The sequence below is a fragment of the Pseudomonas inefficax genome, from assembly GCF_900277125.1.
Lineage (GTDB): Bacteria > Pseudomonadota > Gammaproteobacteria > Pseudomonadales > Pseudomonadaceae > Aquipseudomonas > Aquipseudomonas inefficax.
The window spans coordinates 139190-161081 of the sequence record NZ_OPYN01000207.1 but is presented as its reverse complement, the minus strand read 5'-3'; the positions used below and the strand labels follow the sequence as shown (position 1 = coordinate 161081).

Here is a 21892-nt window from a genome sequence, read left to right as displayed (position 1 = left end):
CATGAAAAGGATCAGCTTGCTGTTGTCCATGATGGCCGTGCTCTCGGGTTGCCAGAGCACGGGGCCAGACTTGAATGGGGTGCGTTCTGTCTACTCCGCTGGCAATTCGGTGCTCTACCAGGTGCAGTCGCAGAGCAGCTCGCCCGACCAGGCGATGCAGATGGCGGCGATGGCCTACCAGGCCGGTGACCTGGACCAGGCGCTGTACCAGTACTTGCGCGTCCTTGAACTGGCGCCCGAACGTTATGAGGCCCTGGTCTGGGTTGGCCGTATCCACCGCGAACGCGGCAACAACCAACTTGCCGAGATGGCCTTCACCGAGGTACTGGGCAAGGCGCCGGAAAACCCCGATGCGCTGACCGAAATGGGCCTGCTGAACCTGTCCATGCGTAAACATGAGCAGGCCAAGGTGATGCTGTTGAAGGCAGTTGCCGTGGATCAGAAACGCTTCGTCAAGGAACCGGCCAATACCCAGACAGGGGCGGCTGGGCTCAGGGTCGACAGCAAGTCCCCGCTCAAGGCTTACAACGGGCTGGGTGTGCTTGCAGACCTGGCCGACAACTTCGCCGAGGCACAGACCTACTACCGCCTGGCCGAGCTCATCGACCCACGTTCGGCGTTGGTGCAGAACAGCCTGGGGTATTCCTACTACATGGCCGGGCAATGGGCCGATGCCGAGCTCCGGTACAAGCGTGGCGTGAGCTACGACGGCACCTACAAACCGCTTTGGCGCAACTATGGGTTGCTGCTGGCTCGCATGGGGCGCTATGAGGAGGCGGTGTCTGCCTTCGAACAGGTCGAAAAGCGTGCCGAGGCCAGCAATGATGTTGGCTATGTCTGCCTGGTGGAGGGCAAGCTGGATGTGGCTGAGCAGTTTTTCCGCAGCGCGATCGAGTTGTCGCCGGGGCACTATCCCGTCGCCTGGGAAAACCTGAACAGGGTCCAGCAGATTCGGCAAATCCGCCAGCTGGGTGGCGATGTAGCGATGCCCGAGCCGGTTGCAGTTGGCCCGGCCGTGCAGGTGACAACGGCATCGGCGCCTTGATGCATACGGTTGGTTCAACGGGCTGGCTCTTGTAGGAGCGGCCTTGTGTCGCGAAAGGGCTGCGAAGCAGCCCCAACAATTTGTGCATCTGCGCTGGGGTCCTGGGGCTGCTTCGCAGCCCTTTCGCGACACAAGGCCGCTCCTACAGCTGACCGCGTTATTCGGTCAGGTGCGAGTTGGCACCTCAATAGCCAACGCTGCTTGCCCCAACGGATGCGTACTGGCATCAAAGAAGTGCAGTACCGTCCCCGGCATATCCCCGAACCTATCGACAAAATGCTGCTTCTGGTTGATCACCGATGCCTCGCTCAACGGCCTGATGGCAATCGACAGATGCTTCGGCCGGGCCTGTCGGATGGCTTCGAGCAGGTGCTGGTCACTGCTGTCCAGGTGCTGCCCGAACAGGCATAGCCCCTGGCTTTCCTGCGCCAGCTGCCCCAGGCACCAGCCCAGGTAATCCGAGTTGCGGATGGCGCGCAGTTTCTCGTCGCTGCGGTCTTCGTTGACGAACAGCGGCACTTCACCCGGGATGTTCACGGCAAAACCATCGAGCAGTTCGGCGCTGTCGGCGCTGCGTTGGCGGGTGGTGCCGTCGGGCAGCTTGAGCAGGTGCAGGCCGCCATGCAGGTGCAGCACCCGGGTGCCTTCGGCACTGGTGCGGCGCACGTCGAAGAAACCTTGCTCGTCGAACAGTTCGGCGAAGCCGTGCGGAGCGTGTTGCACGGCCCACGGTAGCAGCAGGTCGTAGTTGCTGGTGTAGACGCTGCGGTAGCCGCGCAGGGCCTGGTTGAGGGTTGCCAGGGTGACGGCCGGCATGAGGCGCCACGGCAGGTGCACCGTACGTATGGCGTGTATCAGCGCTTCCTTGATCGAGTAGTAGCGGTTCAGCGGCGCGGTGGAGTTGATGGCCAGCGCGGCGTTGCTGCGCACGGTGGTGTTGAGGGCGCTGAGCACCGGCTCGAACAGCTCCGTGCCCAGCGACTTGAACAGTGCCTGGTCGCTGACGGCCAGGCCTTTCTTGCGACCGGCACGTTGCGCTTCCTCGAACAGCGAGAAGTAGCCGAACGGCTTCCACAGCGCGCGGCTGGCGCCGTTGCCCAGCAGCAGCGCGTCGCAAGGGTGGCAGGCGGCGAGTTCTGGCCAAGGGGTGAGGGTGGCGTCTAATGCGGGCATGCTGGGGTCCGTTGGGTGGAGCGGGAACGGGGGCGACTTTAGCATGTCATGCAAGGTGTTCGAGGGTTGTATCCAGGCAACTGCTTGGTGAAGCCTGTACTGATCCTATCGCCGGCAAGCCAGCTCCCACAAGTTCACCGCAGGTCTTGAGGGCAGTGCAATACCTGTGGGAGCTGGCTTGCCGGCGATAGGGCCAGCGGCAACAATGCACCTCTTCAACCTTCCCCAGCTACCTTCGCGCTGCGACTCCTGTTACGCCACACCCGATACGCACGGATGCCCGCCCGTACCGAGCCGAACAGCAGTTTGTCTTCCATCTCCCGGGCCATCCCCGAGCGCACCAGCATGCGCAGAAAGGTACCGCGGGCGCGGGCGATGGAGAAGTTGATACCTTGGGCCGCCAGGGTGTCGCGCACTTCGCGCAGGGCGGCGATGCCGCTGACGTCGATGCTGGTTACCGCTTCGGCATCGAACAGCACCGCCTTGGGTTGATCCTGGCTCTGCACGGCTTCGAGTAGGCGCATCTTGAAGTAGTCGGCGTTGAAGAACAGGATCGCGTCATCGAAGCGGTACACCACCAGACCTGGCACGGTGCGGGCATCCTTGTGTTTGCGAATGTCCACCTGGCCTTCTGTGCCCGGTAGCCAGCCCAGCACCGCGTCGGTGGGCTGATAGATGCTGTACAGCAGGCGCAGGATCGCCAGGGTCACGGCAAACACGATGCCGGGCAGCACGCCCAGGCTCAGCACGGCGACCGTGGTCAGCAGGCACAGCCAGAACTCGAAGCGGCTCAGGCGGCGAATGTGCCCCAGCGACTTGATGTCGATCAGCCCCCAGCCGGCCATCAACAGCACGGCGCCCAGCGCGGCCTGCGGGATCCACGCCATCGGCGCGGTGAAGAACAGCAGGATCAGGGCGATGACCAGCGCGGCGATGATGCCTACCAGCTGGCTCTTGCCACCGACCATGTCGTTGACCGCAGTGCGCGAATCTGCGCCGCTGATGGCAAAGCCCTGGGAAACTCCGGCAGCCAGGTTGCTTACGCCCAGGGCGACGAACTCGTGGTTGGCGTTGATCGCATAGCCGTGCCGGGCGGCAAAGCTGCGTGCGGTAAGCATGGCGCTGCAGAAACTGACGGTGGCGATACCCAGGGCGTCGCGCAGCAGGCTTTTCATTTCTGCCAGGTTACTGTGTGGCCAGGCCAGCTGCGGGATGCCGGCAGGTACCGGACCGAGAATGGCGACGCCGAAGCGGTCGAGGCCGAACAGACCGACCAGCAGCATGAACAGCGCCACTACCGTTAGTGCCGCAGGCAGGCGCGGGTAGCGCCGTGGCAGCCAGATCAGCAGGCCCAGTGCGGCGAGGCCGATGAGCAGCGTCACCCAGTGGATTTCGCCCAGGCGCTGGAAGAAGTTGATCAGGCTGAGGATGAAGCCGTCACCCTCGATCTTGAACCCCACTACCTTGGACAACTGCCCGGCGATCAGGCTCAGGCCGATACCGTTGAGATAGCCGATCAGGATCGGCCGCGAGAAGAAGCTGGCGATGAACCCGGCCCGGGCCACACCGGCCGCGATCAGCATTACCCCGACCAGCAAGGTGACGATTACCGACAGTTCGGCAATCCGGTGCGGCTCGCCCAGGGCCAACGGCGCCACGGCGCCGGCGATCATCGCGCAGGTGGCGGCGTCTGGGCCGACCATCAGCTGGCGCGAGCTGCCGATCAGGGCGTAGACCATCATCGGCAGCACACAGGCGTACAGGCCGTACTGCGGCGGCAGGCCGACGATCTGCGCGTAGGCGATGGCAATGGGGATCTGGATCGCCGCCACCGAAAGGCCGGCCTGCAGGTCGGCGTGGAACCACTCGCGGCGGTAATGCAACAGGTTGGCAAGGCCCGGTAGCCAGCGGGAGAGAAACATGCGTCGTCCTTTCGAAATGCTTCACGAATCCATCCAGGCATTGAAGCGGATCGGCAGGCAAATGGCCATGGGGCAGGTCAAAGGGAAGGGGAGAAACGAAAAAAGGAGCCTGGGCTCCTTTTGACAGCGATGACGTTACGGGAACGCCATGCGGGAATGCGATGTGGAGCGGGTAGAGGGAATCGAACCCTCAACTAAAGCTTGGGAAGCTTTCGTTTTGCCACTAAACTATACCCGCGTTTGCGCAGCACTTTTTACCAGAACCTTCAACGAATTAGAAGCCCAAGTTATAAAAAAGCTTGTCGGCGCCCAATGGCTTGCGGGGTTCAGCCACAGGACGCCGAGCTGCTCAGATGGCCAATGCATGCTGCCCCTGTTGTACGTGCTGGTAACGTTGACGAGGCTCACGCACGGTTGGCTTCAGGAACCCCAGCATGACGCTGCGGGTGTCCTCGCAAGCGGTCTTGTTCTCCATGTCAAGGAAGTGGCCTGCATCGCGGATCACGCTGAAGTGGCTGCGGCCCACATGCTTGCTGAACTGCCGCGCATCCTCGGCCGTGGTGTACTCGTCGCGGTCGCCGTTGATGAACAGCACCGGGATGTCGATATTGCGTGCACCATTCAGCGCCCGCTCCAGGTCATGTTGCAGCACCTCGTTGATATGGAAGTGCATCTGCGCGTACTCGTGGCTGTCCAGGCTGCTGACGTGGCGGTAGTTGAAACGCTTGAACAGTGACGGCAGGTGCTTGCCGATGGTGTCGTTGACCAGGTTGCCGACCTGATAGCGGTCGCAGGCGGCCAGGTACTGGCAACCGCGGTCCAGGTAGTCGCGCATCGGTTCGTTGATCACCGGCGAGAAAGAACTCACCACTGCCTTCTTCACGCCCCGCGGCTGGTGCGCCAGCGCCAGCAGCGTACTTGCGCCACCCCACGAGAACGACATCACGTGGTCTGCCTGGAAGTGCTCGATCAGCTCCAGGAGAATATGCGCTTCGGTCTCCTTGCTGATAAAGCGTTCCTGGCGATTGTGCGGCTTGGATTTGCCGGCGTATGGCTGGTCGAACAGCACTACGTTGAACTGCGGGTGCAGGTTACGTACCGTCTGGGCGAACGAGGCCGTGGTGGCCAGCGAGCCGTTGATCAGGATGATCGTATTCTCGGCCGCATCCGCGCGATAGAACTCCGTGTAAACCCGATACTGACCTTGGATATCAAGTACAGCGATTTCTGGCCTCATGTCATCGACTCCTGGCGCAAAAAGGGTATTCGCGTCACCTAGGGTGCACGTTCTTTATGACAGGTAGGCATTTGCCTGAAGAGAAACCGGTGGGCCCTGTGTCGATCCTTGGCGCTTGCGTCGACGGTATTGTTTTTGGCGGGCAATTTGCCGTGCCCCAAGGCATCGAGGCCCTGGGTGGCCGGCAAAAAGTGTCTTCGAGCGCAATCGTGACTTGGTAGTCACATGCGGACTGACGATTTGGATTCAAGCAGTGGGTCGGGTATCCCGCAAGTGCCGTTCGGGGGAAAATGTGACTTTTGTCGCTGAGCGGTCGTATGACGACCCTGAAATGTCTGTTCCGGCCTCTTCGCGGGTAAACCCGCTCCCACAGGGACCGTGCCGCTTGCAAGGGCAATGGAGCACCTGTGGGAGCGGGTTTACCCGCGAAGAGGCCGGAACAGTCTGACTAGACTGTCGCTATTTCATCCGCCGTCAGCTCACGAAACGCCCCCGGTGCCAACCCCGGGTCCAGCCGGATCGCCCCCATGCTCTCCCGATGCAACCCCACCACTTTGTTGTTGAAATGGCCGAACATACGCTTCACCTGGTGATAGCGCCCTTCGACGATCGCCAGCCGCGCCTGGCGCGGCCCGAGGATGTCCAGCTGGGCGGGCAGGGTGGTGAGGTCTTCGAAGGCGAAGTAGAAACCTTCGAGGAACCTGGCCACATAGTGCTCGCCAATCTCGTCCTCGGTTTCCACCAGATAGTGCTTGGGCAGCTTGGTGGCTGGCTGGGTAAGCCGCCGTGACCATTGGCCATCGTTGGTCAGGATCATCAGGCCGGTGGTGTTGAAGTCCAGCCGCCCGGCAATGTGCAGGCCCTCACGCAACGCGGCTGGCAGCAAGTCGAGCACGGTGCGGTGTTGCGGGTCCTGAGTGGCGCTGACGCAGCCTGCGGGCTTGTGCAACATCAGGTAGCGCGCCGGGCGGCCTGCCTGCAGCAGCTGGTCGTCCAGCTCCACGCGGCTGAATTCGCGCACTTCGGCCAGTGGGTCGCTGACAACCTGGCCATCCACCCGCACACGGCGTTGCGCGAGCATGAGCCGGACTTGCTGACGGTTGTGGCTGGGCAGGTTGGCGAGGAAACGGTCGAGGCGCATGACAGACGGTCAGTGGGAAGCGGGGGAGCCAAGTTGTTGTTCGACGGCGGCGCAGCGAGGGCACAGGCAGGCTTTATCGCGCAGTTCGGCGGGCAGGGCCTTGAGCACGGCAGGGTCGATGGTCACGCTGTAACACCAGCATTCCTGCGTAGCCCGACGCGGGTCGGCCAGGCTGCACTGGTTGAGGGCGCCGCAAGCAGGGCAGTGCTGGTTGTCGGGCATGGCTGCCGCTCACCTGTATCAAATTATTGCGGAAATGGCACTGCACCTTGGCGGCACTGTCTTATTCAATGTCGATGATCGCATTTCGCGTCGACGCTCGCCAGCGCCGCTGTTCGGGCACTCCAGCGGTCCAGGAGGCCGCCATGTCCTATCGAATCCTGTTGATCGCCCTGCTGGGGCTGATGACTTCCGCCTGCGTTCCGTATTACGAGAGCGGGGGCTACTACCGATCGGACCACTACTACTCCGACCGTTATGTGTCACCTGATTATTACCGCTATGACCGCTACTACGTAACACCGCAACCGCGCTATTACTACCAGCCGGCGCCGCGCTACTACTACCGCTCGGCGCCTGCGCCTCACTACCGGTCTCATCCGCAGCCGGGGATGAAGCAGTGGTATGGCAACCCGCGCAATGACTATGGCAACCGTCAGCGGTATGACTATGGGCGCGATCGTGATCGTCATGATTATCGCGGTGGTAGCCAGCGTTATCAGAATGACCGTTGGCATTCCAATGGGCGGGGGGATGGTGACCGGCGTGGAGACGGGCGGCGCGGGCACGGCCAAGGGAGGAGTTGGCAGCGGTAGGTGAACTGAAAACCGGGGCGCTTTGCGCCCCTTTCGCGACGCAAGGCCGCTCCCACAGGAGCAATGCGAACCATCGCTGTACCTGTGGGAGCGGCCTTGTGTCGCGATGGGCTGCAAGGCAGCCCCAACTTCTCGAAGCTAACCCAGATCTGCCAACGGATGCCGCCCCTCCCACACCTTGGCAAAATGCGCCTCGACCACTGCCGCCGGCACTTGCGCCACATCGGGCCAGTGCCAGTGCGGCTGGTTGTCCTTGTCCAGCAAGCGCGCACGTACGCCTTCGCTGAACTCCGGGTGGCGGCAGCAGTTCAGGCTCATGCTGTATTCCATCTGGAACACCTGCGCCAACGACAGGTGCCGTGCCCGGCGGATCTGCTCCCACACCAGGTGTGCGGTCAGCGGGCAACCCTCATGCAACCGTTGACCAGCAGCGGCCAGTAGCGGGTCGCCGTGGTGCTTGAGCCCCTCCAGCGCACGCCAGGCGGCGGCTGCGTCGGCCACGTCGAGCAACTGATCGATCACCTGTCGCCGTGGCAGCCACTGGGCCTCGGGCAACTCGGCGCAGGCGCGGTGCTGTTCGGCCTTGAGCAGGCTATTCAGTTGCAGAGCGGTCTGTTCCTGCCAGTTCAGTTGCAGCAGTTCCTCGATCAACGCCTCTTGCTGGTGCTCACCCAGAAAGCGGTCGGCCAGGCCCAGGTCAAGGGCATCGCGGGCATTGATCGGCGCGCCTGTCAGGCCGAGGAACAACCCCAGCTTGCCCGGTAGCCGGGCAAGAAACCAGCTGGCGCCCACGTCCGGATACAGACCGATGCTGATTTCCGGCATGGCCAGCCGACTGCTGGGTGTGACGATACGCACATTGGCGCCCTGCAGCAGGCCCATGCCACCGCCCAGCACATGCCCGTGGCCCCAGCACAGCAGCGGCTTGGGATAGGTATGCAGGGCAAAGTCCAGGCGGTATTCGGCGGCGAAAAAGGTGGCGGCCAGCGGGGGGACGCTGCCGGGGTGGTCGCGGCAGGCTTGCACCAGCGCACGTACATCGCCGCCGGCGCAGAAGGCCTTGGCACCGTTGCCGCGCAGCAGTACGCAGACGATTCCCGGGTCGCGCCCCCAGGCGTGCAACTGTTCGCCCAATACCTCGATCATCGGCAGGCTCAGGGCGTTGAGCGCCTTGGGCGCATTCAGGGTGGCGATGCCGATGCGGGCGCCATCGGCGCCGGTGAGTACCTCGCAGTGAATGGCCATGGACTACCTCGCGCAAGTCATCGCACAAGTATGGCTTGCCTGGCCGAACATGCCGGTCGTCGGTCGGATCGTTTGACAAGCGGGAAGGGCTTACCTAGTGTCGCGCCATTGTTTATGGAAGGCCCCATGACTGACGACGATCGCATCAAACTCGAACCCAGCTGGAAGGCCGCGTTGCGCGCCGAATTCGACCAGCCCTACATGCATCAGTTGCGCGAGTTCCTGCGCAGCGAGTACGCCGCCGGCAAAGAGATCTACCCGCCAGGGCCGTTGATCTTCAATGCGCTCAACTCGACGCCGCTGGACCAGGTGAAGGTGGTCATCCTTGGCCAGGACCCTTACCACGGGCCGGGCCAGGCGCATGGCCTGTGCTTCTCGGTGCAGCCGGGCGTGGCAACGCCACCGTCGCTGGTCAACATCTACAAGGAGCTGCAGCGCGACCTGAATATCCCGATTGCCAGTCACGGCTACCTGCAGAGCTGGGCCGAGCAGGGCGTGCTGTTGCTCAACACGACCATGACCGTGGAGCGCGCCAATGCCGCGTCGCATGCCAAGAAGGGCTGGGAGTTCTTTACCGACCGGATCATCCAGGTGGTCAGCGAGCAGTGCCCGAACGTGGTGTTCCTGCTGTGGGGCTCGCATGCGCAAAGCAAGCAGAAGCTGATCGACGGGACCAAGCACCTGGTGCTGAAATCGGTGCATCCGTCGCCGTTGTCGGCTTACCGTGGGTTCCTGGGGTGCGGGCATTTCAGCCGGGCCAACAGTTTCCTCGAGCAGCGTGGGCTGGCGCCGATCAACTGGGCGTTGCCACCGTTGTGATGGCCTGAATTACCGCGTTGCCTTCTTCGCGGGCTTGCCCGCTCCCACAGGTACTGCGTTGCCCTCGGGCCTTGCGCAATACCTGTGGGAGCGGGCAAGCCCGCGAAGCAGGCGACGCGATCATTGCGAGTTGGCATTCCACACCCGGAACAACGGCTCTGCCAGAAACAGCACGAACAACAAGCGCATCACCTGCAGCGCCGTCACCAGCGGCACTGACAACTGCAAGGTCTCTGCCGTCAGGCTCATCTCGGCAATGCCGCCCGGCATCATCCCCAATGTCAGCGAACGCAGATCCAGCGCGGTCATCAGGCTCAATGCCCACGCCGCGCTGCCGGCAATCGCCATGCACAACGCCGTGGCCACCAGGGTACGCCCCAGAAACGACGGTGCGCGGCGGAAGAACGCGCGGTTGAAGTGGCAGGCCAGGCCACTGCCGATCAACCACTGGCCGATCTGGCTGGCGCCATTGGGCAGTGCTATCTGCAAGTTGCCCGCCAGGCTCACGGTGGCTGCCACCAACAATGGCCCGAACAACCACGGGTTGGGCTGGCGCAAGCGCTGCCAGAGCAGGGCAACGGCAACGCCCAGCGGGGCAATCAGCGCCAGCCAGCCCCAACTCACACTGCCGGTATGATTCAGCGGTACCCCGTCACCCAGCAGGAACTTGAACAGCGCCGGCACGCACAGTACCACCGCCAGTACGCGCAGGCTCTGCGCCGCCGCCACCTGGCTGAGCACTGCGCCATTGCGCGCGCCAAGGTTGACCATCTCTCCCGAACCGCCTGGCATGCTGGCGAAGAATGCCGTGGCACGGTCTTCCCCGGTGCGTCGCAGTAGCCATACGCTGATCACGCTGGACAGGGTAGTGAACAGCGCGCCGAAGAAGATCAGCGCAAAATGGCTGGCCACTTGTTCGATAACAGCCGGGGTGAAGTGCAAGCCGATGCCGATGCCGATGATCCACTGCCCGCATTTGCGGCCATTGGGGATTTCCGGCAGCTGCCAGGGTGTAAGGCAGCGCACCAGGATGATCGCCAGCAACGAGCCGACCATCCACGGCAAAGGCCAGCCGACCTTGCTGGCGGCAAAACCGCCAGCGAGGCCGACCAGCCCGGTCGCGACAAACAACGGCAACGAGCGATCAGGCATCGGCCATCGCCCGGCGCTGCTGGCTGCGTTTGCGCCAGATGCGCAGCAGCGGCAGGGTCAGCATGCAAATGGTCAGTACCCATACCGACATGCTGATCGGGCTCGACCAGAGGATGCCCAGTTCGCCGTTGGAGATCGACAGCGCCCGGCGCAGGTTCTGCTCCATCAACCCACCGAGGATGAAGCCGAGCAGGATCGGCGACAGCGGGAAGTCCAGCTTGCGCAGGATATAGCCCATGATGCCGATGCCGACCATCAGGAACAGGTCGAAGGTGGTGGCATGCACGGCGTACACGCCGATCGCGGTGATGATGGCGATCACCGGTACCAGCGCCCAGTTCGGCACGGCGAGGATGCGGGTGAAGATGCGGATCATCGGGATGTTGAGGATCACCAGCATGATGTTGGCGACGAACAACGAGGCGATCAGGCCCCAGACGATGTCTGGCTGCTGTTCGAACAACAGTGGGCCCGGGGTGATGTTGTACAAGGTCAGGGCGCCGATCATCACCGCAGTGGTGCCCGAGCCGGGTACACCCAGAGTCAGCATCGGCACCAGGGCGCCACAGCAGGATGCACCGATGGCGGTTTCCGGGGCGGCCAGGCCGCGGGCGTCGCCCTTGCCGAACTTGCCCTTTTCACCTGCCAGGCGTTTTTCGGTCATGTAGGCCACGGCGCTAGCCAGTGTTGCACCGGCGCCGGGCAGCACGCCCATGATGAAGCCCAGCAGGCCGCAGCGGATGTTGACCACGAACACCGAGGCCGCTTCCTTGAAGTTGAACAGCATGCGCCCGGTGGCCTTGATCGCCTGGTGGCCATGGTGGGTCTTTTCCAGCAGCAGGAGGATTTCACTGATGGAGAACAGGCCCAGCACCAGCACCACGAACTGGATGCCATCGGCCAGGTGCACGCTGTCGCCGGTGAAGCGGTACACGCCACTGTTGGCATCGATGCCGACTGCCGACAGGAACAGGCCGATCAGTGCGGCAATGAAGGTTTTCAGCGGCTTGTCGCCGGCCATGCCACCGAGAGCGACGATGGCGAACACCATCAGCACGAAGTACTCCGCCGGGCCGAAGGCGATTGCCCATTTCGCCAGCAGCGGGGCGAACAGCACCATGCCGCAGGTGGCGATCAGCGCACCGATGAACGAGCTCCAGGCCGACAGCGACAGCGCCACGCCAGCCAGGCCGTTGCGGGCCATCGGGTAGCCATCGAGGGTGGTCATTACGGTCGAGGCTTCGCCGGGAATGTTCAGCAGGATCGAACTGATGCGCCCACCGTATTCGCAGCCCAGATACACCGCCGCCAGCAGGATCAGCGCCGATTCCGGCGGCAGGCCGAGGGCGAAGGCAATGGGGATCAGCAAGGCCACGCCGTTGATCGGGCCCAAGCCCGGCAGCAGGCCGACCACGGTACCGATCAGCGTGCCGGAAAGGGCGGTGACCAGGTTGTAGGGGGACAGGGCGACGCCGAAGCCCTGGCCCAGGTAGCTCAAGGTATCCATGTGTCAGTTCTCCAGTACGCTCAGCAGGCCAAGGGGCAGGGGCACGTCCATCACGCGGTCGAACAGCCAGTAGAGGAACAGGCTCATGCCAATCACCACGATGGCGCTGTGCAGCCAGCGGCCGCCGTACAGGCGGGCCATGGGTACGCCGACCAGGATGGCGCTGAGGATGAAGCCCAGTGCTTCGAAGGTGCTGGCGAAAACGATCAGCAGGCCGACGCAGGCGGCGATCTTGATCAGGGTTTCGCGGTCCAGTTCCGGTTCGTCGTCCTTGCGCACGATGGGCGTGGGGCGGAACACCAGGTACAGCAGGCCCAGGCCCAGCAGGCTGAGCATCAACAACGGGTAGGCGCGCGGGCCCACCGGTTCATAGGAAAACGCCGCTTGGTAAGGCCAGGCCATGACGGCCAGGGCGGCGCACACCGCCAGCAGGGCCAGGGCGAAGATGCGTTGCAGGATCATGAAGGAATCCTCGTTGGGATCGCTCAAGCGAGATGCAAATCCTGTGGGAGCGGCCTTGCGTCGCGATCGGGCGCGAAGCGGCCGCAAAACCTGCCACTGCGATCTGTCTGAAGCATCGCATCGGCTGAGACAGGGGCCGCTGTGCGGCCCATCGCGACACAAGGCCGCTCCCACAGGGATTGTGGTAACTCCGGCCAGTGTTACTGGATCAGGCCAAATTCCTTGGCCAGTGCCTTGTAGTCAGCCACTTGCTTCTTCACATAGACGTCCAGTTCGGCGCCGGTCATGGCGAACGGGAACAGCTCGCGCTGGTCACGCAGCTGGGCGAAGTCTTCCGAGGCCAGCATCTTGTCGAACGACTGTTTCCACCAGGCGTAGTCCTCGTCGCTCACCTTTGGCCCCAGGTAGAAGCCGCGTACCACTGGCCAGACAATGTCGTAGCCCTGTTCCTTGGCGGTGGGAATGTCTTTCATCTCGGGCTCGTCCAGGCGGTTTTCCGAGAACACCGCGAGGATGCGCATGTTGCCGCTCTGAATGTGCGGCATGGAGTCGGAGATGTCGGTCGAGCCTACCTGGATATGCCCGCCCAGCAACGCCGTGGCGATTTCGCCGCCGCCTTCCAGGGCCACGTAGCGCAGGTCACGCGGGTTGATGCCGGCGGCCTTGGCGATCAGGGCGGTCTGCATCCAGTCCTGGCTGCCGACGGTACCGCCGGAGCCGATCACTACTTTGCTCGGGTCTTTCTTCAACGCCGCGACCAGATCGTCGAGGGTCTTGTAGGGCGAGTCGCTTTTCACCGCGATGGCGCCGTAGCTGGTGCCGACGGCGGCCAGCCATTTCACTGCGTTCTCGTCGAAGCGGCCGAACTTGCCCTGGGCCAGGTTCAGCAGCGAGCCGCTGGACCAGGCCACCAGGGTGCCGGCATCGGCCGGGCGCTGGGCGACCACGGCGTTGTAGGCCACTGCGCCGACACCGCCGGGCATGTAGGTGACGCGCATCGGCTTGGTGAGGATCTTTTCCTGCACCAGGGCGCTCTGCACCAGTTTGCAGGTCAGGTCGAAGCCGCCGCCTGGCGAGGCGGGGGCAATGCATTCGGGGCGTTTCGGTTCGGCAGCGAGGGCATTGCCGGCCAACAGCAGGCAGCCGGTAGCGAGGACGAGGCGGCGCAGTGAAAAGGTCATCGTCAATCTCCGTGAGTGTTGTTGTTATCGGGTTACTGCTGTTGGCTTACCAAAGGGCCACGCTGTAGCTCACCAGCAGCCGCACTTCGTCGGCATCGCGGGCGAAGTTGGAGCGGAAGGTGGCGTTGCGCAAACGCACGGCGACGTTCTTCAACGGGCCGCTTTGTACCACGTACTTCAGTTCGGTATCGCGTTCCCACTCCTTGCCCTCGCCACCGGCGGCGCGGCTGACGTTGTCGCCGCTGATGTAGCGGGTCATGAAGGTCAGGCCGGGCACGCCGAGCGCGGCGAAGTTGTAGTCGTAGCGCGCCTGCCAGGAGCGTTCGTCGGCACCGGCGAAGTCGTTGATCTGGACGAAGTTGACCAGATACGGGTCGGCACCATCGACGTACGGGAAGGCGCTGTCGCCAGACAGCTGCTGCCAGGCGCCGCTGACCTTGTGCCCGCCCAGGGCGTAGCTGAGCATGCCGTTGACGGTGGTGTTGTCGATGTTGCCGGCCTTGGCGGCACCGGCGTCGTCACTCACGGCCAGGCGCAGGTCTGCGCCGAAGGTGCCCGGGCCCCATGGCTGGGTGGCGACCATGCCGATGAAGTGCTGGCGGTAGATGTCGTCTAGCTGGGCAAAGTGGTAGCTGCCGGTGATGCGATCGGTGAACTGGTAGTCAAGGCCGCCCAGGGTCAGGTTGTCAGCGCTGAACGAGCCACCGAAGCGGCCGTTCTTGTTGTTCAGGGCCAGGTCTTCCCAGTTGGTGTCGTTGCGGTCCTTGGCCTTGTCCAGGCGCCCGCCGGTGAAGGTCAGGCCTTTGATTTCCTTCGAGGTGAGCAGGCCCCCCTCGAAGGTTTGCGGCAAGATGCGCCCATCGTTTGGCTGCAGGGTCGGTAACTCAGGGATCAGCGTGCCGATTTTCAGTTCGGTTTGCGAAATCTTCACCTTGCCGGTCAGGCCAAGCTTGGAATACTCATCGGCAGCCTTGCCGTCATCGTGGGTCGGCAGCAGGCCGGTGTCTGTCCGGTCGGGGCTGGAGTCGAGCTTGATGCCGAGCATGCCCAGCGCATCCAGGCCGAAGCCTACGGTGCCATCGGTGTAGCCAGACTCGAAATTGAGGATGAAGCCCTGCGCCCACTCGTCGCGCTTGGATTGCTGCGCACTGGTGCCGTCGCGGAAATCGCGGTTGAAGTACATGTTGCGGGTTTCGAAGGTGGCCGTGCTGTCTTCGAAGAAGGCGGCCTGGCTCATCGGGGCGACACCGGCAAGCGCAAAGGCGCTGGCGATGGCGGAGGGGCGTGCGGCAAAGGAACGGGTAGGCGCGAACGCCTGCGGTTGCGATGACAGCATCACTGATGGCTCCGTTTATTGTTCTTATTCGTTGCACCTTGCTGGTGCTTTTTTCGGCGCGAAGGGCAGCCGTAGTGCGATGCTAGGTAACCAACCTTTCGCTAACCTTTCAGCGTGAAAGGTTTGTCGACAGGGCTTCACAGGCCTGCCGACAGCGGTACACTCCGCGCCACCGTCCCACCCGAGCAGGGAGAATCCGATGCGTGTGCTGCTGGTCGAAGACCACCTGCAACTGGCCGAAAGCGTGGCCCAGGCCTTGAAAAGCCATGGCCTTACCGTGGATGTGCTGCATGATGGCGTGGCCGCCGACCTGGCCCTGGCCAGCGAGGAATACGCCGTGGCCGTGCTGGATGTCGGCTTGCCGCGCATGGACGGCTTCGAGGTGCTGGCGCGCCTGCGCGGCCGTGGCAAGACCCTGCCGGTGCTAATGCTGACCGCGCGCAGCGACGTCAAGGACCGGGTCCACGGCCTGAACCTGGGCGCCGACGACTACCTGGCCAAGCCGTTCGAGCTTACCGAACTGGAAGCACGGGTCAAGGCTCTGCTGCGGCGTAGCGTGCTCGGTGGCGAGCGCCAGCAACGCTGCGGGCCGCTGGTGTACGACCTGGACACTCGGCGCTTCACCCTGGGTGGCGACAACCTGACCCTGACCTCGCGCGAACAAAGCGTACTGGAAGCGCTGATCGCCCGCCCGGGCCGGGTGATGAGCAAGGAGCAACTGGCCGCCCAGGTGTTCGGCCTGGCCGAAGAAGCCAGCCCTGACGCCATCGAAATCTACATCCACCGCCTGCGCAAGAAGCTCGACGGCCACCCGGTGGCCATTGTCACCTTCCGTGGCCTGGGCTACCTGCTCGAGCACCGCGATGCGTGACAATGGCAGCCTGCGTGGGCGCTTGCTCGGCAACCTGGCCTTGCTGCTGGTGGTGTTGATGCTGGCCAGCGGCCTGAGCGCCTACTGGAACGGTCGCGAGGCCGCCGACACCGCCTATGACCGGACCTTGCTGGCCTCGGCGCGGACCATTGCCGCAGGCCTGTCCCAGCGCGACGGTTCGCTGAGTGCGGATGTGCCCTATGTGGCCCTGGACACCTTCGCCTACGACAGTGCCGGGCGCATCTACTACCAGGTACTGGATATCCAGCAGCGGCTGATTTCCGGTTATGAAAACCTTCCGCCGCCGCCGCCAGGCACGCCGCGTACCGACGATTACCCGGCGCTGGCCCGCTTCTACAACGGCACCTACCAGGGCCAGGATGTACGTGTGGTCAGCCTGCTGAAGGCGGTCAGCGAACCGAACATGAACGGCATGGCGGAAATCCGTGTGGCCGAGACCGAGGAAGCGCGGGTGCGCATGGCCCGTGACCTGATGACCGACACGCTGCTGCGCCTGGGCATGCTGGCGCTGGGCGCGCTGGTGATGGTGTGGTTTGCCGTGAGTGCCGCATTGCGGCCGCTGGAGCGCCTGCGCACGGCGGTGGAAGAGCGCCAGCCGGACGACCTGCGGGCGTTGCCGGTGGTACAGGTGCAGCGTGAGCTGAGCCCGCTGGTGCGGGCCTTGAACCATTTCACCGAGCGTTTGCGCGGCCAGTTCGAGCGCCAGGCGCAGTTCATCGCCGATGCCGCCCACGAGTTGCGCACGCCACTGGCCGCGCTGAAGGCGCGTGTCGAGCTGGGCTTGCGTTCAGCCGAGCCGCAGGAGTGGCGGCAGACGCTGGAGTCCGCGGCCCAGGGCACTGATCGGCTGACTCACCTGGCCAACCAGTTGCTGTCGCTGGCACGGGTCGAGAACGGTGCGCGGGCGATTGCCGAAGGCGGGGCGCAGCGCCTGGACTTGAGCCAGTTGGCTCGTGAGTTGGGCATGGCCATGGCACCGCTGGCGCACAAGCGCGGGGTGGCACTGGCCCTGGAAGCCGAGGCGCCAGTGTGGCTGAAGGGGGAGCCGACGCTGCTCAACGAGCTGTTGAGCAACCTGGTGGACAATGCACTGGCCCATACGCCAGCGGGCGGCAACGTGATCTTGCGGGTGATGGCGCCAGCGGTGCTGGAGGTGGAGGATGACGGGCCGGGGATTCCCGAGGCCGAGCGTGAGCGGGTGTTCGAGCGCTTCTACCGGCGCAGTGCGCAGGGAAGTGGGCTTGGCTTGGCGATTGTCGGCGAGATCTGCCGGGCGCACCTGGCGCAGGTGAGTCTGCATGACGGCGCGAATGGCGGGTTGCGGGTGCGGGTGAGCTTTATCGCGGATTGATGTGTTGCCTGTACCGGCCCTTTCGCGGGTAAACCCGCTCCCACAGGAATCTCACTGGCTTGGAGGGCTGCGCTATTCCTGTGGGAGCGGGTTTACCCGCGAAGAGGCCGTCACAGGCTGACACCGCTCAGCGCAACATGCTCCGCGCCTCGATCAGTTCACCCACTTCCAGCTCGGTGCCGTACGGCAAGCCCAGGTGGCGGTATGCCGGTAATGCCGCCAGCGGCCGGTGGCGGCCGCGCTGGCTGATGCAGCGGGCGATCTGCACGATGTCGATGTAGTCGATCTTGTCGGTCTGCCGGTCCAGGTCCTGCACCTGGCTCGGCAGGTTGACCAGTTGCTCCGGAAACTCCCACGCCTTGAGGATCTTGTCGCCCAGCACCGGCTGGATCTGTTCGATCACATAATGCAGGCACACAGGGTCCGACAGCAGTTCGTTGTGCTCTTCGGCATAGATCAGCACTGGCAGCGCGCCAATCTGGTTGACCAGCCCGCCGAGGGTAGCCTGGTCGGGCTTGAGCTGGGTAAAGCGGCGGCATATTTCGTAGCTGATGCCCGCCACATCAAGGCTGTTGGCCCAGATATCACGTAACTTCTGCTCCACCGCCGGCGCCCGGGCGTGGAAAATCTGCTCGATCACCAGGCCGATGGCCAGGTTGCAGCTGTAGTTGATGCCCAGCCGCGTGATGGCGGTGTGCAGGTCGGTGACCTCGACCGCCGCGCGCAGCAGCGGGCTGTTGACGACCTTGATCAGGCGCGCTGAAAGGGCCGCGTCGCGACCGATCACCTTGCTCAGGGCCGCTACGCTGATCTCGCTGTCTTCAGCTGCCTCGCGGATGCTCAAGGCAACCTCGGGCAGGGTGGGCAGGACCAGGTCATCCTTTTCGATGGCATCGAGCAACTGTGCTTGAACCATCTCGGCCAGCTTGTTCATGGGCGTGTCTACCGCAGTGGTGGTGCGGCCCCGCCACGTAGGCGGGGCAGGCTGGTCAGCGCTGGATTTCCCGGTCGCGGTCCAGTTCGTAGGGCAGGGTCAGCACCTGCAGGCGCGGGCCTTCCAGGCTGCCCAGATGCAGGTTGTCGTCTTCCACCGCTTCGGCGCTGAGCACCGCCAGCAGTTCGCAGCCTGTGCCGTTGCTGGCAGCAATGACCACTTCACCGACCGACGAACCATGGGTGGGCGAGAAGATCTCGGCGCCCGGGGCCGGAATGGCCTGCTGGTCCAGGGCCAGGCGGTACTGGCGGCGCTTGAGCTTGCCCAGGTATTGCATGCGGGCAACGATTTCCTGACCGGTGTAGCAGCCTTTCTTGAAGCTGACGCCGTCGACGGCCTGCAGGTTGATCATCTGCGGGATGAACAACTCGCGGGTCGGCCCCATGACCTGGCCGATACCGGCGCGAATCTGCCCCAGCAACCAGTTGTTGAGGCTGCCTTCGGGCAGTGCGGCGGCCAGCGCCTGGCGAACGCTGTCGGCGTTCTGCGCTGGTACCCACAGCTCCACGCGGCCGGCGGACACGGCAATGGCGATCAAGCCGTCGTGGCGCACAGTGCTGCCGGCTGCCGCAGGCACATCGAGCCCCAGGGCCTGCAGCGCTGTATCGCCGCCTTGCAGGCCGAAGCGTACCCAGGCAGCGCTTTCATCGGTCAGCGTGGCCTTGGAGAACACGGCGTACTTCTTGAGGTCGGCCAACTGGGCGTCGAGCAGCTCGCTGGCCATGGCCAGCAGATAGCCGTTGCCTTCGGGCAGGATGCGGAAACTCGACTGCATGCGGCCCTTGACCATGCAGCGGGCGCCAAGGCTGGCGTGTTCCGGGCTGAGGTAGTTGATGTTGCAGGTCAGCTGGCCTTGCAGGAACTTGCCTGCATCGGAGCCGCGGACGGCGAGGATGCCCTCGTGGGACAGGGGGCAGAAGAAAGCGGAATCGGCCATGGGTCATCGCGGTGGCTAAAGACTGGCGGCCATCATAGAACGCCGGTAACAAAATAGGTAGTTGACTAGACCAACGCCCGGTGCCGCTTCGCTCGCCTGGCTGTATACTGGCGGGCCATTCGAGGAGGGCCCCATGGTCGAACAAACTGAACTCAACCGGCTTTTCTGGCACAGCCGCCGCGGCATGCTGGAACTGGACGTACTGCTGGTGCCTTTCACCCAGGAAGTCTACCCCACTCTCAACGAGACCGACCGTGAGCTCTACGTGCGCCTGTTGAGCTGCGAGGATCAGGACATGTTCGGCTGGTTCATGGAGCGCACCGAGTCCGAAGACCCGGAGTTGCAGCGCATGGTCCGCATCATCCTGGACCGTGTCCAGCCCAAGTGAGTGCTTCGAGTGCCGCTGGCAAGGCTCGCGCCTGCTGCTGGCGGCCTACCTGGGTTGCCAGGTACTGGCTTGGCTCGCCGTATTGGCGAGCCCGCTGCCCGGGTGGCCGGCCCTTGCTGTTGTCACCGCCTGTATTGCCCACGCTGGCTGGGCCATTCCCCGACGTATTCTGCTGACGCATCGGCATGCCGTTGTCGGCCTGCGCCGTGATGTGCGCGGCTGGCAGGTGTTCAGCCGTGCCCGTGGCTGGCAGCCGGTGCGCTTGTGCCGGGACAGTGTGGCGTTGCCGGGGCTGGTTGTGTTGCGCTTTGTACGGGCGGGGCGATGGATGGGGCAAAGCCAGTGCGTACCGGGGGATGCAATGGGCGATGATGAGCACCGGCGTTTGCGGGTGAGGCTCAAATTCAGCCGCCGTCGGTGGGCAGCAGTGAGCCGGGCATAGATCGACACCGTGTCGCCTTCTTCGCGGGCTTGCCCGCTCCCACAGGTATTGCACTGGCATCAGGCTTGGTGCAGTACCTGTGGGAGCGGGCAAGCCCGCGAAGAAGGCGACGCCGATTTCAGAGCGGGCTGAGCACTGTGTCCTTGGCCTCGTCGAGCATTCCCGGGTAATCCAGGGTGTAATGCAGCCCGCGGCTTTCCTTGCGTTGCATGGCCGACAGGATCATCAATTCGGCCACCTGCGCCAGGTTGCGCAATTCGATCAGGTCGCGGCTGACCTTGTAGTTGCTGTAGAACTCGTCGATTTCGTCAAGTAGCAGGCGAATGCGGTGCTGCGCCCGTTGCAGGCGCTTGCTGGTACGCACGATGCCGACGTAGTCCCACATGAAACGCCGCAGTTCGTCCCAGTTGTGCGCAATGATCACGTCCTCGTCCGAGTCGGTGACCTGGCTGGCGTCCCAGCCGGGCAGGGCCTTGGGCATGGTCACTTCATCCAGGTGCGCCTGGATGTCGGCCGCGGCGGCACGGCCATAGACGAAGCATTCCAGCAGCGAGTTGCTGGCCATGCGGTTGGCACCATGCAGGCCGGTGAAGCTGGTTTCGCCGATGGCATACAGGCCCGGCACATCGGTGTGGCCGCGATCGTCGACCATCACCCCGCCGCAGGTATAGTGCGCTGCCGGTACCACCGGGATCGGTTGGCGGGTGATATCGATGCCGAAGGCCAGGCAGCGCTCGTACACGGTGGGGAAGTGGCTCTTTATGAAGTCGGCCGGTTTGTGGGTGATGTCCAGGTACACGCAGTCCACGCCCAGGCGCTTCATCTCGTGGTCGATGGCGCGGGCCACGATGTCGCGCGGGGCCAGTTCTTCGCGGGGGTCGAAGCGTGGCATGAAACGCTCGCCATTGGGCAGGCGCAGCAGGGCTCCTTCGCCGCGCAGGGCTTCGGTGACCAGGAAACTCTTGGCCTGTGGGTGATACAGGCAGGTCGGGTGGAACTGGTTGAACTCCAGGTTCGCCACCCGGCAACCGGCCCGCCAGGCCATGGCGATGCCGTCGCCGCAGGCACCATCGGGGTTGCTGGTATACAGGTAGACCTTGGCCGCGCCGCCAGTGGCGAGCACGGTGAAACGCGCGCCGAAGGTATCCACCTCGCCGGTGTTGCGGTCGAGCACGTAGGCACCCAGGCAGCGTTCGCCAGGCAGGCCGAGGCGACGCTCGGTGATCAGGTCGACCGCCACGCGCTGCTCCAGCAACTGGATGTTCGGGCGCAGGCGGGCCTGCCCCAGCAGCGTGGTGAAGATAGCGGCGCCGGTGGCATCGGCAGCGTGGATGATGCGCCGGTGGCTGTGGCCGCCTTCGCGGGTCAGGTGGAACTCGAAGCCGCCGTCGTCGACGCTGTAGTGCTCGTCACGGGTAAAGGGCACACCTTGCTCGATCAGCCACTCGATGGCTTCGCGGCTGTGTTCGACGGTAAAGCGTACTGCCTCTTCATGGCAAAGGCCGCCGCCGGCATTGAGGGTGTCCTCGACATGCGACTGGACGGTATCGGTATTGTCCAGCACTGCCGCGACACCGCCCTGGGCCCAGAAGGTCGAGCCGTTGGCCAGGTCGCCCTTGCTGAGTACGGCGACTCGCAGGTGGCTGGGGAGGTTCAGTGCCAGGCTGAGACCGGCGGCACCGCTGCCGATCACCAGGACATCATGTTGGAATTGTTGGCTCATGTCGGGACACTAGTATTCTTTGGAGGGGGCGCGGCACAATAGTCACGCGCCGATGGCATTGTGAAACTATCGTTAAAGCTGGCCGGGTTGCCTTTATAGCAGCCCCCGGTGGCCAATTTCCATGCCACTT

22 protein-coding genes and 1 tRNA gene are annotated in these 21892 nt (G+C 63.8%); 8 read left to right on the top strand and 15 right to left on the bottom strand.

Going from position 1 to position 21892, the window contains the following annotated elements; all coding sequences use genetic code 11:
* Window position 1: 1 nt before the first annotated feature.
* Window positions 2-1045: a tetratricopeptide repeat protein gene (locus tag JV551A3_RS25745; protein ID WP_133975093.1), complete on the top strand. Its 1044-nt coding sequence runs from the start codon at window positions 2-4 to the stop codon at window positions 1043-1045.
* Between the two features lie 165 nt (window positions 1046-1210).
* Here the strand turns inward: JV551A3_RS25745 and JV551A3_RS25740 are convergent, their stop codons facing one another.
* Together JV551A3_RS25740 and JV551A3_RS25735 are read right to left on the bottom strand one after the other, a co-directional pair.
* The gene (locus JV551A3_RS25740; RefSeq protein ID WP_133975091.1) at window positions 1211-2218 is read right to left on the bottom strand and encodes a DUF4917 family protein; all 1008 of its coding nucleotides are present in this window, start codon (window positions 2216-2218) and stop codon (window positions 1211-1213) included.
* 215 nt (window positions 2219-2433) lie between these two features.
* Window positions 2434-4140 (bottom strand): SulP family inorganic anion transporter, encoded by a 1707-nt coding sequence (locus JV551A3_RS25735; RefSeq protein WP_133975085.1) that lies wholly within the window; start codon window positions 4138-4140, stop codon window positions 2434-2436.
* Between JV551A3_RS25735 and JV551A3_RS31230 the strand changes: the two genes are divergently transcribed.
* Window positions 4139-4264: a hypothetical protein gene (locus tag JV551A3_RS31230; protein WP_256660828.1), complete on the top strand. Its 126-nt coding sequence runs from the start codon at window positions 4139-4141 to the stop codon at window positions 4262-4264. The two genes, JV551A3_RS25735 and JV551A3_RS31230, sit on opposite strands and share 2 nt — an antisense overlap.
* Window positions 4265-4304: 40 nt before the next feature.
* Here JV551A3_RS31230 and JV551A3_RS25730 read toward each other — a convergent pair.
* The 4 genes from JV551A3_RS25730 to JV551A3_RS25715 all read right to left on the bottom strand — a co-directional run bounded on the left by JV551A3_RS25730 (window position 4305) and on the right by JV551A3_RS25715 (window position 6740).
* Window positions 4305-4378 (bottom strand) — tRNA-Gly (locus JV551A3_RS25730).
* A gap of 111 nt (window positions 4379-4489) precedes the next feature.
* Complete coding sequence (phaG, locus tag JV551A3_RS25725) at window positions 4490-5377, bottom strand: (R)-3-hydroxydecanoyl-ACP:CoA transacylase (RefSeq protein WP_133975083.1); 888 nt, start codon at window positions 5375-5377, stop codon at window positions 4490-4492.
* Window positions 5378-5825: 448 nt separating this feature from the next.
* Window positions 5826-6518, bottom strand: a complete 693-nt coding sequence (locus JV551A3_RS25720; RefSeq protein WP_133975082.1) for a pseudouridine synthase — start codon at window positions 6516-6518, stop codon at window positions 5826-5828.
* 9 nt (window positions 6519-6527) lie between these two features.
* Window positions 6528-6740 (bottom strand): cysteine-rich CWC family protein, encoded by a 213-nt coding sequence (locus tag JV551A3_RS25715; protein WP_133975080.1) that lies wholly within the window; start codon window positions 6738-6740, stop codon window positions 6528-6530.
* Window positions 6741-6883: 143 nt separating this feature from the next.
* On the opposite strand from JV551A3_RS25715, the gene JV551A3_RS25710 reads away from it, so the two are divergent.
* A complete protein-coding gene (locus JV551A3_RS25710; RefSeq protein WP_133975078.1) occupies window positions 6884-7333 on the top strand; it encodes a hypothetical protein in 450 nt (149 codons plus the stop codon).
* 138 nt (window positions 7334-7471) lie between these two features.
* On the opposite strand, the gene JV551A3_RS25705 is transcribed toward JV551A3_RS25710, so the two are convergent.
* Window positions 7472-8578: an enoyl-CoA hydratase/isomerase family protein gene (locus tag JV551A3_RS25705; protein ID WP_133975076.1), complete on the bottom strand. Its 1107-nt coding sequence runs from the start codon at window positions 8576-8578 to the stop codon at window positions 7472-7474.
* A 126-nt stretch (window positions 8579-8704) separates the two neighbouring features.
* Between JV551A3_RS25705 and ung the strand changes: the two genes are divergently transcribed.
* The gene (ung, locus tag JV551A3_RS25700; RefSeq protein WP_044047153.1) at window positions 8705-9397 is read left to right on the top strand and encodes a uracil-DNA glycosylase; all 693 of its coding nucleotides are present in this window, start codon (window positions 8705-8707) and stop codon (window positions 9395-9397) included.
* A gap of 120 nt (window positions 9398-9517) precedes the next feature.
* On the opposite strand, the gene JV551A3_RS25695 is transcribed toward ung, so the two are convergent.
* The 5 genes from JV551A3_RS25695 to JV551A3_RS25675 all read right to left on the bottom strand — a co-directional run bounded on the left by JV551A3_RS25695 (window position 9518) and on the right by JV551A3_RS25675 (window position 15035).
* Window positions 9518-10549, bottom strand: coding sequence for an AbrB family transcriptional regulator (locus JV551A3_RS25695; RefSeq protein ID WP_133975074.1), 1032 nt, complete (start codon window positions 10547-10549; stop codon window positions 9518-9520).
* Window positions 10542-12056, bottom strand: coding sequence for a tripartite tricarboxylate transporter permease (locus JV551A3_RS25690; protein ID WP_133975072.1), 1515 nt, complete (start codon window positions 12054-12056; stop codon window positions 10542-10544). The genes JV551A3_RS25695 and JV551A3_RS25690 overlap by 8 nt, the downstream gene beginning before the upstream one ends.
* A 3-nt stretch (window positions 12057-12059) precedes the next feature.
* Window positions 12060-12518 (bottom strand): tripartite tricarboxylate transporter TctB family protein, encoded by a 459-nt coding sequence (locus tag JV551A3_RS25685; RefSeq protein ID WP_133975070.1) that lies wholly within the window; start codon window positions 12516-12518, stop codon window positions 12060-12062.
* 200 nt (window positions 12519-12718) lie between these two features.
* Window positions 12719-13699, bottom strand: coding sequence for a Bug family tripartite tricarboxylate transporter substrate binding protein (locus tag JV551A3_RS25680; RefSeq protein WP_133975068.1), 981 nt, complete (start codon window positions 13697-13699; stop codon window positions 12719-12721).
* 46 nt (window positions 13700-13745) lie between these two features.
* Window positions 13746-15035: an OprD family porin gene (locus JV551A3_RS25675; protein WP_133975066.1), complete on the bottom strand. Its 1290-nt coding sequence runs from the start codon at window positions 15033-15035 to the stop codon at window positions 13746-13748.
* A 199-nt stretch (window positions 15036-15234) separates the two neighbouring features.
* Between JV551A3_RS25675 and JV551A3_RS25670 the strand changes: the two genes are divergently transcribed.
* Together JV551A3_RS25670 and JV551A3_RS25665 are read left to right on the top strand one after the other, a co-directional pair.
* Entirely contained in the window at window positions 15235-15906 is a 672-nt protein-coding gene (locus JV551A3_RS25670; RefSeq protein ID WP_112250524.1) for a response regulator, read from the top strand.
* Window positions 15899-17278: a sensor histidine kinase gene (locus JV551A3_RS25665; protein ID WP_112250526.1), complete on the top strand. Its 1380-nt coding sequence runs from the start codon at window positions 15899-15901 to the stop codon at window positions 17276-17278. The genes JV551A3_RS25670 and JV551A3_RS25665 overlap by 8 nt, the downstream gene beginning before the upstream one ends.
* 127 nt (window positions 17279-17405) lie before the next feature.
* Here JV551A3_RS25665 and JV551A3_RS25655 read toward each other — a convergent pair whose 3' ends face one another.
* On the bottom strand, window positions 17406-18212 hold the full coding sequence (locus tag JV551A3_RS25655; protein ID WP_015271603.1) for an HDOD domain-containing protein: 807 nt from the start codon (window positions 18210-18212) through the stop codon (window positions 17406-17408).
* Between the two features lie 55 nt (window positions 18213-18267).
* Complete coding sequence (ygfZ, locus tag JV551A3_RS25650) at window positions 18268-19209, bottom strand: CAF17-like 4Fe-4S cluster assembly/insertion protein YgfZ (RefSeq protein WP_133975064.1); 942 nt, start codon at window positions 19207-19209, stop codon at window positions 18268-18270.
* A 133-nt stretch (window positions 19210-19342) separates the two neighbouring features.
* Here ygfZ and JV551A3_RS25645 point away from each other — a divergent pair, with 133 nt between their 5' ends.
* Together JV551A3_RS25645 and JV551A3_RS25640 are read left to right on the top strand one after the other, a co-directional pair.
* Window positions 19343-19597 (top strand): FAD assembly factor SdhE, encoded by a 255-nt coding sequence (locus tag JV551A3_RS25645; protein ID WP_003252043.1) that lies wholly within the window; start codon window positions 19343-19345, stop codon window positions 19595-19597.
* Window positions 19581-20039 (top strand): protein YgfX, encoded by a 459-nt coding sequence (locus tag JV551A3_RS25640; protein ID WP_133975062.1) that lies wholly within the window; start codon window positions 19581-19583, stop codon window positions 20037-20039. The genes JV551A3_RS25645 and JV551A3_RS25640 overlap by 17 nt, the downstream gene beginning before the upstream one ends.
* Window positions 20040-20157: 118 nt before the next feature.
* Here the strand turns inward: JV551A3_RS25640 and nadB are convergent, their stop codons facing one another.
* Window positions 20158-21762 carry an L-aspartate oxidase gene (gene nadB, locus JV551A3_RS25635; protein ID WP_133975060.1) on the bottom strand — a complete coding sequence of 535 codons (1605 nt, stop codon included), beginning with the start codon at window positions 21760-21762 and terminating at the stop codon, window positions 20158-20160.
* Between the last annotated feature and the right edge of the window lie 130 nt (window positions 21763-21892).

What these genes read in the sequence shown, in the direction of transcription:
- JV551A3_RS25705 (WP_133975076.1), bottom strand. Translation starts at nt 8,578, where the DNA reads ATGGCCATTCACTGCGAGGTACTCACCGGCGCCGATGGCGCCCGCATC.
- ygfZ (WP_133975064.1), bottom strand. Translation starts at nt 19,209, where the DNA reads ATGGCCGATTCCGCTTTCTTCTGCCCCCTGTCCCACGAGGGCATCCTC.
- JV551A3_RS31230 (WP_256660828.1), top strand. Translation starts at nt 4,139, where the DNA reads ATGCGTCGTCCTTTCGAAATGCTTCACGAATCCATCCAGGCATTGAAG.
- nadB (WP_133975060.1), bottom strand. Translation starts at nt 21,762, where the DNA reads ATGAGCCAACAATTCCAACATGATGTCCTGGTGATCGGCAGCGGTGCC.
- ung (WP_044047153.1), top strand. Translation starts at nt 8,705, where the DNA reads ATGACTGACGACGATCGCATCAAACTCGAACCCAGCTGGAAGGCCGCG.
- JV551A3_RS25685 (WP_133975070.1), bottom strand. Translation starts at nt 12,518, where the DNA reads ATGATCCTGCAACGCATCTTCGCCCTGGCCCTGCTGGCGGTGTGCGCC.
- JV551A3_RS25670 (WP_112250524.1), top strand. Translation starts at nt 15,235, where the DNA reads ATGCGTGTGCTGCTGGTCGAAGACCACCTGCAACTGGCCGAAAGCGTG.
- JV551A3_RS25740 (WP_133975091.1), bottom strand. Translation starts at nt 2,218, where the DNA reads ATGCCCGCATTAGACGCCACCCTCACCCCTTGGCCAGAACTCGCCGCC.
- JV551A3_RS25745 (WP_133975093.1), top strand. Translation starts at nt 2, where the DNA reads ATGAAAAGGATCAGCTTGCTGTTGTCCATGATGGCCGTGCTCTCGGGT.
- JV551A3_RS25655 (WP_015271603.1), bottom strand. Translation starts at nt 18,212, where the DNA reads ATGAACAAGCTGGCCGAGATGGTTCAAGCACAGTTGCTCGATGCCATC.
- JV551A3_RS25710 (WP_133975078.1), top strand. Translation starts at nt 6,884, where the DNA reads ATGTCCTATCGAATCCTGTTGATCGCCCTGCTGGGGCTGATGACTTCC.
- JV551A3_RS25735 (WP_133975085.1), bottom strand. Translation starts at nt 4,140, where the DNA reads ATGTTTCTCTCCCGCTGGCTACCGGGCCTTGCCAACCTGTTGCATTAC.
- JV551A3_RS25690 (WP_133975072.1), bottom strand. Translation starts at nt 12,056, where the DNA reads ATGGATACCTTGAGCTACCTGGGCCAGGGCTTCGGCGTCGCCCTGTCC.
- JV551A3_RS25715 (WP_133975080.1), bottom strand. Translation starts at nt 6,740, where the DNA reads ATGCCCGACAACCAGCACTGCCCTGCTTGCGGCGCCCTCAACCAGTGC.
- JV551A3_RS25680 (WP_133975068.1), bottom strand. Translation starts at nt 13,699, where the DNA reads ATGACCTTTTCACTGCGCCGCCTCGTCCTCGCTACCGGCTGCCTGCTG.
- JV551A3_RS25675 (WP_133975066.1), bottom strand. Translation starts at nt 15,035, where the DNA reads ATGCTGTCATCGCAACCGCAGGCGTTCGCGCCTACCCGTTCCTTTGCC.
- JV551A3_RS25645 (WP_003252043.1), top strand. Translation starts at nt 19,343, where the DNA reads ATGGTCGAACAAACTGAACTCAACCGGCTTTTCTGGCACAGCCGCCGC.
- phaG (WP_133975083.1), bottom strand. Translation starts at nt 5,377, where the DNA reads ATGAGGCCAGAAATCGCTGTACTTGATATCCAAGGTCAGTATCGGGTT.
- JV551A3_RS25695 (WP_133975074.1), bottom strand. Translation starts at nt 10,549, where the DNA reads ATGCCTGATCGCTCGTTGCCGTTGTTTGTCGCGACCGGGCTGGTCGGC.
- JV551A3_RS25665 (WP_112250526.1), top strand. Translation starts at nt 15,899, where the DNA reads ATGCGTGACAATGGCAGCCTGCGTGGGCGCTTGCTCGGCAACCTGGCC.
- JV551A3_RS25720 (WP_133975082.1), bottom strand. Translation starts at nt 6,518, where the DNA reads ATGCGCCTCGACCGTTTCCTCGCCAACCTGCCCAGCCACAACCGTCAG.